The 12,823-nt window shown below is 63.5% G+C and carries 10 protein-coding genes and 1 tRNA gene; 6 read left to right on the top strand and 5 right to left on the bottom strand.

The features are described 5' to 3' along the window. Positions 1 to 3: 3 nt before the first annotated feature. On the top strand, positions 4 to 2,154 hold the full coding sequence (locus FIV42_RS04950; protein ID WP_141196600.1) for a glycoside hydrolase family 57 protein: 2,151 nt from the start codon (positions 4 to 6) through the stop codon (positions 2,152 to 2,154). Here the strand turns inward: FIV42_RS04950 and FIV42_RS04945 are convergent. The 3 genes from FIV42_RS04945 to FIV42_RS04935 form a co-directional block, all read right to left on the bottom strand. Continuing rightward, positions 2,151 to 2,711, bottom strand: a complete 561-nt coding sequence (locus tag FIV42_RS04945) for a hypothetical protein (RefSeq protein ID WP_141196599.1) — start codon at positions 2,709 to 2,711, stop codon at positions 2,151 to 2,153. The genes FIV42_RS04950 and FIV42_RS04945 overlap by 4 nt on opposite strands. Positions 2,712 to 2,878: 167 nt before the next feature. Continuing rightward, positions 2,879 to 3,775, bottom strand: coding sequence for an NmrA/HSCARG family protein (locus FIV42_RS04940; RefSeq protein ID WP_141196598.1), 897 nt, complete (start codon positions 3,773 to 3,775; stop codon positions 2,879 to 2,881). A gap of 155 nt (positions 3,776 to 3,930) precedes the next feature. Further along, positions 3,931 to 4,014 (bottom strand) — tRNA-Leu (locus FIV42_RS04935). Between the two features lie 207 nt (positions 4,015 to 4,221). Between FIV42_RS04935 and FIV42_RS04930 the strand changes: the two genes are divergently transcribed. After that, positions 4,222 to 4,704, top strand: a complete 483-nt coding sequence (locus tag FIV42_RS04930; RefSeq protein WP_141196597.1) for a hypothetical protein — start codon at positions 4,222 to 4,224, stop codon at positions 4,702 to 4,704. 78 nt (positions 4,705 to 4,782) lie between these two features. Then, complete coding sequence (locus tag FIV42_RS04925; protein ID WP_141196596.1) at positions 4,783 to 4,995, top strand: hypothetical protein; 213 nt, start codon at positions 4,783 to 4,785, stop codon at positions 4,993 to 4,995. 349 nt (positions 4,996 to 5,344) lie between these two features. Here the strand turns inward: FIV42_RS04925 and FIV42_RS04920 are convergent, their stop codons facing one another. Further along, positions 5,345 to 6,589, bottom strand: coding sequence for an alpha/beta hydrolase family protein (locus FIV42_RS04920; RefSeq protein WP_141196595.1), 1,245 nt, complete (start codon positions 6,587 to 6,589; stop codon positions 5,345 to 5,347). Between the two features lie 5 nt (positions 6,590 to 6,594). Then, positions 6,595 to 8,040, bottom strand: a complete 1,446-nt coding sequence (locus FIV42_RS04915) for an HD domain-containing protein (protein ID WP_141196594.1) — start codon at positions 8,038 to 8,040, stop codon at positions 6,595 to 6,597. 232 nt (positions 8,041 to 8,272) lie between these two features. Here FIV42_RS04915 and FIV42_RS04910 point away from each other — a divergent pair, with 232 nt between their 5' ends. From FIV42_RS04910 to FIV42_RS04900, 3 genes are all read left to right on the top strand, one after another. Further along, complete coding sequence (locus tag FIV42_RS04910; protein ID WP_141196593.1) at positions 8,273 to 8,602, top strand: hypothetical protein; 330 nt, start codon at positions 8,273 to 8,275, stop codon at positions 8,600 to 8,602. Then, positions 8,584 to 9,663 carry a glutathione S-transferase family protein gene (locus FIV42_RS04905; protein WP_141196592.1) on the top strand — a complete coding sequence of 360 codons (1,080 nt, stop codon included), beginning with the start codon at positions 8,584 to 8,586 and terminating at the stop codon, positions 9,661 to 9,663. The genes FIV42_RS04910 and FIV42_RS04905 overlap by 19 nt, the downstream gene beginning before the upstream one ends. A 115-nt stretch (positions 9,664 to 9,778) precedes the next feature. After that, the gene (locus FIV42_RS04900) at positions 9,779 to 12,697 is read left to right on the top strand and encodes a DUF4397 domain-containing protein (protein WP_141196591.1); all 2,919 of its coding nucleotides are present in this window, start codon (positions 9,779 to 9,781) and stop codon (positions 12,695 to 12,697) included. The last annotated feature ends 126 nt before the right edge of the window (positions 12,698 to 12,823 follow it).

Below are 12,823 nucleotides of genomic sequence, written 5' to 3'. Positions count from 1 at the left end.
TTTATGACCTCCAAAATTTACGTTCAGTTCCTCTGGCATTTTCACCAGCCGTATTACAGCGTTCCCAATCAAACCTCGAACAAGCTGCCGTGGGTGCGTCTGCACTCCATCAAGTCGTATTACGACATGGGGCGCATGCTCGAGCGTTTTCCCCAGGTGCGCTGTGTCGTCAACTTCTCGGGATGCCTTCTGCAGCAGCTTCGCGAGTATATCGAAGAGGGCAAGCGCGATAGCTGGTGGGATTTGACCGAGAAGCCGGCGCGGGAGCTCAACGAGGCCGAGAAGTACCATCTGTTGCGCAACTTCTTCAGCATCGATTGGGACACCTGCGTCGAGCGCTTCCCGCGCTACAAAGAGCTGTTGGAGAAGCGGGGCGAGGACGACGACGCCATCGATCCGGGCGCGTTCTCCGTCCAGGAGCTGCGCGACTTGCAGGTGCTGTTTAACCTGGCGTGGTTTGGCTTTTCGGCGCGTGAGGAGCGCGTGGTCGTCCAGGCGCTCATCGACAAGGGGCGCGGGTACACCGAGAGCGAGAAACACGCAGTGCTCGAGCAGCAGATCGAGGTCATGCAACTCGTGGCGCCGCTGTACAGCAAGCTTCACCACCGAGGCCAAATCGAGCTGAGCATCACGCCGATGTATCACCCGATCTTGCCGTTGATCATCGATTCGGACGTCGCGGCGGTCGCCACGCCCAATCGACCGCGGCCGCGCCGTTTTCAAGCCCCTGACGATGCCGACTTCCATGTGGACGAGGCGCGCTCGTTGGCGCGCGATTTTCTGGGCGTCGACGCCAGCGGCATGTGGCCTGCCGAAGGATCGATCTCGCCGCAGGCGGTGGCGACCTTCGCCGAGCACGACGTCGCCTGGATCGCCAGCGACGAAGAGGTATTGCAGAAGTCGATCGGGGAGCGTTGGTCCCGCAACTGGGACCTGTATCACCCGTGGCATCTCGAGAGTGCGCCGGAGACCCAGATCTTCTTTCGCGACCGCGGTCTGAGTGATCTCATCGGCTTCGTCTACGCCAAGAATGACGCCGACGAGGCCGTCGCCGACTTCGTCGACCGGGTGCGCCATATCGGCCAGGAGCGCCGCGAAGATCTCTCACCGCCGGTCATCAGCGTCATCCTCGACGGCGAGAATCCGTGGGAGCACTACCCGCAGGATGGTGAGTCGTTTCTGAGCGAGTTGTATCGAGCGCTCACCGAGGCCGATGACATCGAGACGGTCACGCCGACGCAGTACCTCGAAGAGGTGGGCCCGGGCCCTGCGCTCGAGACGCTCCATTCGGGCTCGTGGATCGAGGCGAATTATCGCATCTGGATCGGCGAAGATCAGACCAATCGCGCTTGGAATCTGCTGGGGCGCACCCGCGAGCACCTCGTGGAACGCTCCGAGGACGAGAGCTTGTCGGAGGGGCGGCTGCACCAGGCTTGGGAGGCGCTCCATATCGCCGAGGGAAGCGACTGGTTCTGGTGGTACGGCGACGACTTCACCTCACGTAACGATGCCGACTTCGACCGGCTCTTCCGCGACCAACTTCGCCACGTGTACGCTGCGCTGCGTGACGAGCCGCCGGCCGACTTGGATGTCCCCCTTATTGGCGACACGGCAGCCGAGGTCGAGTTCAAGCCCCCTCAGGGCCTGATCCAGCCGAGCATCGACGGCAATAATGACTTCTTTTACGAGTGGAGCGGTGCAGGCGTCTACACCAACCGGGGTGGGCGCGGCTCGATGTTCGAGAACACGCGCTTTGTCGACGAGCTACGCATCGGCTTCGATCTCGGCTTTCTGTACCTGATGGTCAAGCCGGGCGCTGACTTTCACGAGCGCCGAAAGGAGTTGGAGCTCAGGTTCAAGATCACCGGACCTGATGGGGGCGTGCGCTCGATCAGTGTCGAATTTGGAGAACGAGTCGAAGCGGTGGTCGAGAGTGCGAGGCACGGCAAATGCCCCGTCGAGCGCGCCGCTTACGTCGATTGCCTCGAGCTCGCCGCGCCCTTTGCCCACTTGGAGCTTCATACCGGTGACGAGTTCTCGATTCACCTGTCGGTGATCGAGCAGTCCATGGAGGTCAGCCGGCATCCGATCGAGCGCGCGCTCGTCCTGCAGGTGCCCGACGAGACCTTCGAGCTGCGCAACTGGATCGTCTAGTTGTAGAGCAGGTGCACCGGCTTGGCGCCCTTGGGCTTGAAGTTTTGTCGGGGCGGCACCACGCCACTGAAGAGTCGGCTGATCACCAGGTTGCGCATGGTGATCAGCGTCTTTCCTCCCTCCTGAGAGATGTCGATGGCGAAGCGACGCGTCATCGCTTTGCTGCCCAGCATATAGCGAACCGACTGGTTGTCGGCCGGCGTCGACTTGCCCACCACGGTCAACTCGCGCGTGCTCTGGTAGGGCATGATCCCCTGGGCCAAGCGCGCGGCGGTCTGTTGCTGGATGTAGGCGGTTTCGAAGTGCTGGACCACCGCGGCGTGGTCGGCGTCGACGGTGATGACGAAGTTGACCCACTTGTCCTCGGGCTGCTGCTCGACGTCGACGATGCCGAAGTCGAAGTCGAGCGGGGGCGCGTCATAGGTGCCGAAGTTGATCAACTCCGAGCGCGAGAACTGGTGAGGAGCATAGGGCTTGCCGTCTTGAGCAAAGCCAGGGCTCGCCAGGAGCAGCATCGCCAACAGACCGGTCGAAAAGAGCAGGGCACGTTTGGTCATGGTCGCTTCGCAATTGCAATGTGGGTTGTTCGTCGTCAACGCGTTCATTGTACTGACGTGTGAAGACGTGTCCACATTCACGGGTTTTGGTTCTTGGGGTTTGGTTCTTGGCGAGCGCGATGGGTATGAAGGGAGCGCTCACCAAGAACCGATCACCAACGACCGATCTACGGGCGAAGGCCTTGTCCGCCGGTGTTGACGACGTGCCAGCCGTGCTTGTGAAGGTAGTCGCGCAGGTTGGTGAATTCGAAGCCGAAGGTCTCCTCGCACTCTTGCAGGTCGGTGGTGTAGCCGTGCTCGTTGAACCACTCGAACATCACCGCGAACTCCTCGCCCATCTGTTCGCGCAACGCGTCCATGGGCACGTGAACCGGCTCGACCTCGATGTCGAGGACGTTCGAGAAGACGTGAGCGGCTTGCTCGACAGTTTTGGAGTCGCCGGCCAAGTTGTGGCGCGTGCCGATGAACTCGTCCGGGTTCAGAAAAGCGACGGTGGCGGCCTTGCCGATGTCGTCGACGTCGATCATCTGCAATTTCACGCCCTGTTTTAGCCCCAATGCCAGGGTGCCGTCGGTGATGTCGTCGCTCATCCCCTCGAAGTTCTGGAAGAAGAAGACCGGTTTGAGCACCGTCGTCGCAAGGTCGAGCTGCTGGATATGCTGGTCGATCTCCCAGCACGAGTCGAAGTGGGGGATGCCGGTCGACTGGTCGTGGTCGCCAACGCCGCTGAACACGAAGTGCTCCACGCCGAGTTCACTGGCGACGTCGGCGGCGTTTTTGCCTTGCTGGACCTGCCGGTCGTAGCCGGTCTGCCAGAAGTTGGTCACGCAGAAGACCCCGTGCATCCCCTCCATCACCCGGCGAAGCGAGTCGGGGTCGTCGAGATCGCCCTCGAGCATCACCACGCCGCGCTCGCTAAGCTTCTCGGCGCGCTCGCTGGCGTTGTCGCGGGTGAGTCCGTGGACTTGAAACTCGTCGTCGCGCGCCAACAGATGGCGCACCACCGCGCCGCCCTGACTGCCGGTGGCGCCGATGACCAGAATGCTCTTTCGCTCGTCTGCCATGAGTGAGTCCCTGGGTTGGATGGAGAGATCAATTCAGCCATTTGTGCATGCGAACAAGTTGTGCACAGCCGAGCCCAGGGCAAGAACGAGCAAAGCCCCGATGCGTTCTCACGCGTCGGGGCTCTGACTAAGGCTTTCGAACTTTTGATTCGCTATGCGGAAGAGAGGACTCGAACCTCCACGGCCTTGCGGCCACTGGCACCTGAAGCCAGCGCGTCTACCAATTCCGCCACTTCCGCGTGGCAATCGCGAACGCCGCAGCGCTGCGAGGGCTGAAGTATTTAGGACGAAAAAGAGGGTGTGTCAACCACTTTTTTTCAATTCGAACAACACAGCGCTCCATCGGGCCATTCCCCCGACTCGACACCGCGCTCAGAGGGTGTAAGATTCGCCCCGAGAACGAGTCGCAGCGCCTCACAAAATCAACAAGCCGCCAAAGTATTTCAATGACCACTTCTGCCGCTTCCACTTCGACCGCGCCGACCAACGAAGAGCCGCTCGCTGGCCTGCTTGCAGCGATCGACGAGGCGCGCGTGCTGCCCGACCTCGATCCTTACGAATCGACGGGCGACGATCCGATCGCGAGCCTCACGGCTGCTCTCGCAACAGAGGCTCGAGACCAGCAGACGAAGCCCCCGTCTCAATGGTCCAAAGCCTCGAGTGCTCCGACCAAGACGCCGAGCCCCGAGCCACAGGCCTCGCGCGCGGCTCCCCGAGCCGCCAGCGCCACGCCCCGAGAGTCGAGCGATGCGGACACCTCCATGGAGGCCCGCGTCGGCCGCGAAGTCCTCGCCGCCCTCCAGACGCGCCCGCTGGACGGGCGAGCGCGTGCAGCTGCCGTCGAGCGACTCGCCGCTCAACTCGACCATCCCGACCCGCAGGCGCTGCGCGAGATTCTGGCCATCTTGGTGACTGGCCAGGCAGTTTGAGAGTCCCCCGAGGGTGGTTAGCTTGGGCCTACAGAACGGATCTGTCACTCGGCACGTTCTTTAGGCCAGGAGACGACCATGGGAGACGAGCTGTTCATTGCGTTTTATATCGCCACGCCGATCGTGCTTCTGGCGGCCGCGTTCGTCTATTACCTGTATCGCCGCCGCGAAGACATCGAGCGCGTCAGCCGCTCGAATGTGCCGCCGCGTGAAGAAGGCGAGACTCGACCGGGTCAAAATCAGACGCCCCGCAACCAGCCAACGACCAATCAACCGACTCAGCCCACCTGAGTCGCTTCGGCGCTCAAGCAAAAAACGAGAAAGTCCAGGGTCTTGAACTAGATCTGCAGGCGCTTAACTTTGTTCGTGAGTTCGTACGAGCGTTCTGTAGCAGCATACTTACATCGTGAAGTATGGCTTCCTGTTGGGGGATAGGAGGGACTTATGGAGGACTTAATTCTCGGCTTGTTCATCGGCATTCCTGCCGCGTTACTCTTGGCGGCGTTGGCGGCATGGTACCGCACACGCAACCAGTATCAGATGGAAGAGCCTTGATGGCATCGGCTCACGCAGAGCAATGCTAAAGCGCCGCGACATCGCTCGTGGCGCTTTTTTTGTGTGGGCTTTTAGTGTGGGCTTTTCAGCTCTCCGGCTCGGTGGGCGCCTTGTCGAGCTCGCCGAAGAAGTGAAGGATCGCTTGGTGGACGTCCTCCGAGACCTGCGTGGTGTCGCCCTGCTCCTCGCCGAGCCCGACCATCACGCGGGTGACGTCGGGCAGCAGCATCACCTCGCTCTTACGCGAGCGCCCAAGCTGGGTCTGAAATTTCTCGGCGCTGTCGCTCGGGATGTCGAGATCGTGCTCGCCGAAGAGTGCGAGCACAGGCACTTGCGAGTTCTTCACGCTCGCCATGGCGCGGTCGTGCAGCTCGAATAGCCCCGCCCACGTCGTCTCCGGTGCGCCCAACACGTCGCCGTCCATCTCCTCATCGGCGCGCAGCTTTTCGAACGCCTTCTTCTGCTTTTCGTGGGTCGTCTCGAGGGCGTCGAGTTGCTGTTGCAAGAGCGTGCCCATCGTCGTGTTACCCTCGGCCTTTCGCCGCTTGGCCAGGTGGTCACGCGAGGCTTGGGTCTGGTGCAGGACCACCTCGTCGACCGGATACGGACTCGGAGCCAGCAACACCAGTCCCCGGGGCTCGACGTCGCCGGCTACGGCAAGTGCCAACTCGGCTCCTTGGCCGTGACCCAAGATATAGACACGCGTCGGATCGACGTCCTTGCGCTTGCGCAACGCGGTGACGGCGGCCTTGGCGTCGGCCATCAAGGTGCTGGCGAGCTTCTCGCGATGGTCTTCGATGTAGTCGCGCGGGTATTTGCACCACGGCGGGCCACCGTCGACGCACGTTCGCTTGTCGAAGCGCATGACCACGTAGCCGTTTTGGGCGAGGTTTTCGGCGATCTCTTGATAAACCGGCACCTCGACGGGAAGCTCGAGGCCCAGCGCGCCTTTGAAGAGCCCGCGCCGGTTCATGGGCCCCGAGTCGTGGAGCACCACCACGGCCGGAAGCGGCTCGGTGATCGTCTCGGGTCGGTCGATCACGCCGGCGAGCTCGTCGCCCTTGGACGTGAAGCTGAACGCCTGTTTGGCGATCACGTGCGGCTCTGCGGTCTCTTGTTTCTCGGGAGCTTGCGCCTCAGCCGTCTTCTGCTCTTTCGAGCAGTCGCAGTCGGCGACGGGCGCGTCGAGCCCGTCGGGCTGCGCCTTGCCGTTGGCCTGGGGGGCCGGCGTTTCGCACAGGGTTTGTTGGACCGTCGAGCAGCCGGAGCCGACTGCTGCGAGGAGGGCGATGCCTGCAAGCAGGCGCGAAATTCGAACAATTCGTGGCACAGCGGTCACTTTCGCAAGATCTCTTCTAACAACATCTCCCCGACACCTTCGTGCGCGGCGAGCTCGGCGGCGAGCTGGGGCTCGACGAAGACGCGGATTTTTTTGACGACCATGATGAAGTCGTCTTGGATGCCCGCGACGACGCGCGAAAGCTCGTGGAGTTGGTAGTATTGTTGCCCGCTCGCCCCGGGATATACAACCTCGATCGTCTCGAGCTTGTCTTTGTCGCGCGGCGGGGTGTCGATGATGATGTCCGCCGGGTGCAGCGAGCGGCCCACCAGCGACGAAAATCGGGCGCGGAGTCGGTCGATCAGCGAGTAGAGCGCCGGCGCGTCCATATTGTAGATGGCCTCGTAGGCCTTCTGCTTGTGCTCTTCGGAGTAGACGCGGCTAAAGGTGGCCACTCGCTTGTAGAGTCGGCGGCGATTTCCCGTCATCCCTTCGGTCAGATAGCGGGTGGCGCTGCCCTGCGGGGTCTGGTCGCGCAGCCACTCGAGCAGGCGGTCGTCGTCGTAGCGCAGCAGCACGCTCAAGAACTCGTCGGCGTCGTAGATCCCCCGGCTGTGAAAGGCGGCCAGGGCGCTTTCGACCATCGCGCTGGCCGAGCGCACCGTGTGGTGCCAATAGGCCTCGCTGAACATGGTGTAGCGGCTAAAGATGAACATCTCGGCAGGCACTTTGCCCTTCGAGACGATGGCGACGCCGTCGTCGTCGTGATTGAGGGTCAGGCTCGCCAGCAGCCGGCCGCGGTCGTAGTTTCGCCCGTACGGCACGCCCATATGGTGGCTGTCGCGCTCGAGATAGTCCATCTTGTCGGCGTCGATCGAGCCGGAGACGACCGAGCGCAAGATGCGGTCGATGGGCGAGGGATCGTCACCCAGACGGCCGGTGCACAGCCGGATGACCCGCTCGGGGTCGACGCGCCAATCGGTGCGAAGAATCTCACCGATCGGCCGGTCGCCCCGGAGCGACTCGATTTCGCCGCGAATGATCCGCCCGCCGACGTCCTCGTGGCGCGGCGTGTCGCGCCCCTTGAGGTGCAATGCCTCGAGGCTGTGGGCGAACGGGTAATGGCCGATGTCGTGCAGCAGTCCGGCGGCGAGCACCGACATCAGGTCCTCTTCGGTGGCCGACTGGGCGAAGGTTTCGTTTTGAAGCAGGGCGCTCACGTACATGCGCACGCAGCTGTAGACCCCGAGGCTGTGCTCGAATCGGGTGTGCACGGCGCCCGGGTAGACCAGGTGGGTCGGGCCGAGTTGGCGAACGCGGCGCAGCCGCTGGAAGGCGGGGTGGTCGATGACCGCCTGGACGCGTGCGGTGACTGGGACATTGCGAAGTTCGGGCACTCGCACAGAGCCTACGCGCTCGAAGCCTGCGCCGAATTCGGGCAGGTTGGCGGCGGCGGTGGTGATCTGTGGGGTGATGGGGGCGTCTTGGCTCTGGTCGGGCATAGATTGGCTACAGCGTTGGGGTCGTCCCGCGCGGCGTTGTTGGTTGATGCATCTGATCCCGGGCCGAGGCCACGGGGCTGCACCGGCGCGTGCTCCGCGGGCAGCAAGCAGCCGCGCCGCAGGCGGGCGAGAAGAATCGCGCCGGGGGATTATAGACGAGCAGGGCGTGATGATCTAAGGAAGTTCTATGGACAGCAAAGACCAGATACTCGCTAGCGCGAGAAGGGCTGCGGTGACAACCCTCGCAGATGCCCGCGAGCGCGAGTTAACAAGCGCGGCGGTCATCGAGGCGCTGTCGACCTCGCGCGTCGTCTCGACCTTGCTCGACTGCGAGGGCGTCACGGCCGAGACGCTTCCTTGGCCCGAGATATCGCGTCAGTTCGAGGTCCAGCTCGAAGTCTTGTGGCGCCAATACCAGTCCAGCGCGTACCAGTCCGACGAGGCCGAGCGCGAAGCCATTCGCGGCGCGTTCGACCGCATCGCCGCCGAACTCTACGGCCTGACCATCGACGACTTGATGTTGCTCCAGAGGAGCTCTTCTCCATGTACCGACTCTATTTGAACACGATGAGCCCCTACGGTGCCAAGAGTTGCGCCATGATCGGCTACGCCGGGCTGCCGTGCGAAGTAAAAATCCAGAACATCGTGTCGCGATTCGCCACCATCAAGCGGCTCACGGGCAAGACGATGATCCCGGTGTTGCGCCGCGGCGAGTGGGCGATCAACGACTCGAGTCGAATTGCGCGCTTCGTCCAGGAGCGCACCGACCGGCCGCTGCTTCCCGGCGACCCGGCCTTGGCGCCGATCTGTTGGCTGCTCGAAGACTTCGCCGACGAATGGATCGCGCTGTGGATGCTGGCGTCGCGGTGGACCCACGAGCGAGACGTCGAAGCGATGGAAGAGGGCGTCGGCAAGGAGTTGACCGGCGGGCTGCCGCTGGTGTCGAGCGCGGTCGGCCGGATTGCCGCCAGCGGTATTCAGTCGCTCATAAAAAAGGGCGGGGCGGCCGAGGTCAACCGCGCTGCCTTGGAGCGCTCGCGAGATCGTCTGCTGCAGGCGTTGGAGTCGCTGCTCGAAACGCCTCCGCAATACCTTTTCGAGGCCTACCCGACGATGGCCGACTTCGCCTTTTTCGGGCCCCTTTCGCAGTATGCGAGCGACCCCACCGGCCGCGACAAGATGCGCATGTACCCCAACGTGGGCGAGTATTTGGAGTGCATGGAGCGAATGAAGCTGCCGCATCCAAGCGTCAGCGCGCACGAGGCGCCTTCGCGCGAGGTCGGCGCACTCGCGCCACTGTTCGCCGAATTTTTGGGCACGTATTGGCGCGTGCTCCTCGCCAACCACCGGGCCTACAGCACCCCCGAGCGCCCCGAGCGCACCTCGGTCGAGCTTCTGGACGGCGAAGCGTTTTCGTTTCGCCCCTCGGGCTACTACGTCGCCCGGCTCGAGTTTGTGCTCTCGCAACTCGATGCCGCTTACGCCGAGCGCGAGGAGCTATTTGGTGGCAAGGGGCTCGAAATCGAGCACGCGCTGGTCCAGCAGGTCGCCAAACTGACCGACTACGAGGCCGGTCGAGAGCTTCTGCGGGGCTACGCGCATATCGGCAAGCCAGCAAAATAGCCCTCACGCCAGTGTAATTGACATGCGCAGGGCCTTTTTCTAATGTCCCCCGTTGGACTGCCGTGAATTTCCAATGTCATTGAAGTGACGAAGACTATTCCGATCGGAGGAGTGAATGTCGAATCGTTTGATACGCTTTCTAATGTACGGGCTCTTGTGTATGAGCCTGACAGCCGCAGCCTGCGGTGATGATCCCGCTGAAAATAATGACGCCAATAACGAGCCGGCCGAGTGCACCACGGCCGACGACTGCCAGCCGGGCCAGAGCTGCATCAACGGCCAGTGCACCGGTGAAGCTTTCGCATGCACCGAGGCCACCGAGGCCGAGGACTGCGCGGGCGACGAGATTTGCGTCAACAACGAGTGCATCGAAGGTTGTCGCACCGACGACCAATGCTCCGACGATCTGATTTGCCTGGCCGACAACACCTGTGGTTGCAACGACGACACCCAGTGCAGCGGCGACGACATCTGTGTCGACGGTGCCTGTGAGGCGCCTGCGCCGCTGCAGTGTGCGGACGCGACTGTCGGTGGAGAGCTCGATTGCGACCCGTCGGTCGAGACCGACGAAGCTTGGGAGTGTGTCGATGTGGGCACCGGTCCCAAGTGCTACGCCGCCTGTGAACCGGGCCGAACCGGCGACAACGTCTGCGTCGCCGACCAGCGCAGCACCTGCCCCAGCGGTCAGTTCTGTGTCAACCAGCTCAGCTTGCCGAACTTCTGCTTCCCCTCGCAGTGTCAGGGTCCCCAAGATCTGGCGAGCTGCGACTCCTTCGAGACGGCCGATAGCAACGACTTTGGCTGCTACCCTGCTCAGGGCGGCGCCTATATCTGTCAGGAAGGCGGCACCTTGGCCGAAGGCGAAGCGTGCGGCGAGGGCGTCAGCGAGGACTGCGGCGCCGGCCTCCTCTGCGGCCTCGACAGCACCTGCGTGCCCCTGTGTGACGAGGACACCGACTGCTCGGGCGAGCAGCGCTGCATCGGCGAAGGCCTCTTCTTCGAGGGCTTCGACGATTTGGGCATTTGCGGCGAAGGCTGCGACCCGTTCAGCAGCGGCCAGTGTGGCGAAGGTCAGATCTGCAACACCATTTCGGCCGACGACGGCCTGTGCGCCGACGCGGTCGAAGAGCCGACCGAGGCATACGGCTCCTGTGACGGATACATCCGCTGCAACGACTCCTCCGATTGCCCCAACGGCGCCACCTGCGGTGACGGCGGCACCTGCCAGATCGACCGTCCGAGCCCGTGCGCCGAGGGCACCCAGTGTGTCACGCTCAGCGAAGCGCCTGTCGGTCAGGCTGGCGAAGGACGCTGCCTGCCGCTTTGCGACACCTCGAATCAGGACGCCTCGCAAGAGCAGCTCGACGCGACTTGCCCCGGCGGTGATGCCAGCGCCTTTGGCCGCTTCATCCACCTCGCTCAGGGCGCCGGCGACGTCGACATCTACGTCAACGACGCCCTCGTGATCGACAACCGCGCCACCTCGGCCGGTGCCACCACGGTCATCACCCGTGACTTCGTCGAGCTTCCGCTCGGCGACGTGACCATCGACGTGGTCGCCTTTGACGCTGCCGACAACAGCAACCCCGTGGCCAGCCTCCAGACGCGCACCAAGGTCAACGAGCAGGACACCTACGCGATCGTCAACAACGACTCCGCCGTGGAGATCATTGCTGTCGACGTGCCGCGCGACGTGGCCGATCCGGCCACTGGCGAAGCCAAAGTGCGCATCGCCCACACGGCCACCGCAGTCGGCAACGTCGACGTCTATGTGGTCGCTGATGGCGCCACGGTCACCACGGGCGACACCCCGGTGGCCGATGACCTGGCCTTCGGCGACGTCACGGCGTTCACCAGCATTCCCGCCGGAGACTACGACGCCGTGGTCTTCCAGGCCGGTGCTGCGGTCGACACCGCCAGCCCGCTGGTGACCCTCGATGTCACCGTCGCCGCCGACACCACCGTCACCGCCTACGCCTGGGGCGCCAACGCAGTCAGTGCCGCGTTTGTCGAGTACACCGAGGCCGCAGTCACCATGACCGGTGGCTTCTGCTACAACAGCGGCGACGACGTGGGTATTTGCTTCCAGCGCTGCGAAGACGGCTCGGAAGGTTACGCCCAGGGTCAGTGCTCGAACACGGCTGACGCCTGCACTCCGTTCGGCGGCGACGCCGACGTCTGCTGGGCCTCGACCGGCGCGCAAGCCGGCGAGTCGTGCGACCCGAGCCGCCGCGGTGCGTGTGGCGACGGCCTGTTCTGCCGCGCCTTCGGCGACGGCACCGGCGTGTGCGCCAACTACTGCCAGCCTGGCGAGCAGACCAACCCCGAGTTGGGCTGCCCGAGCACCGAGAGCTGCCAGGCCATCTCTGGCGAAGAGCGCAACCTCGGCGAGTGCGGCATCGAGTGTGACCCGAGCGGCTTCCCGTCGGATCCTTCCGACTCGAGCTGCCCGGACGGTCTGCAGAACTGCCTGCCGTATGACATCGACGATCAGGGCAACAACCTGACAGCCTACTGCAGCGCCTCGGGCGATCTGGCCCTCGGCGCCGACTGCGGTGACGTCACCGTCGAAAACTGCGCCCCGGGCGCGGTCTGCCGACGCGACGCCTCCATGTTGCAGTGCTCGGAGATTCCGCAGGAAGGCACCATCCTCGAGACCCTCTACGGTCCGGTTGGTGGCCTCGGCAACGTCGACGGTGGAACCTGCCGTCAGACCTGTGAGCTTTTCGCGGACGACTGCCCCGAAGGCCAGGGCTGCATGATCAACGCCCTCGAGGCGAGCGCGCAGGTCGGCTTCTGCATGCCGGAGGCTGACGAGCTGACCAGCATCGGCGCCAACGAGCCGTGTCCTTGGGAGCTCAGCGGCATGATGTGCGGTGACGGCTCGGTTTGCACCACCTTTACCGGTGGCGTGGCCCGCTGCGTGCAGTTCTGCGACGTTACCGACGGAAGCACCTGCACCGGCGACCTGACCTGCCAGCCGTTCTTCACCGAGCAGGACAAGCTCGGCGCCTGCTTCCCGCCGGAAAACTAAGGCGATAGCGCGGAGGCTTCGGCCTCTGCGCTAAAGTCTGCACCGACAAACGCCCCGCAGTCTCTATGGCTGCGGGGCGTTTTTTGTTCGCTTTGAAACCCGATGCCTGCCATTCTACGATATGCT

Source organism: Persicimonas caeni, assembly GCF_006517175.1.
Lineage (GTDB): Bacteria > Myxococcota_A > Bradymonadia > Bradymonadales > Bradymonadaceae > Persicimonas > Persicimonas caeni.
The sequence above is the reverse complement of the archived record's forward strand: the minus strand, read 5'-3'. Positions and strand labels throughout refer to the sequence as shown.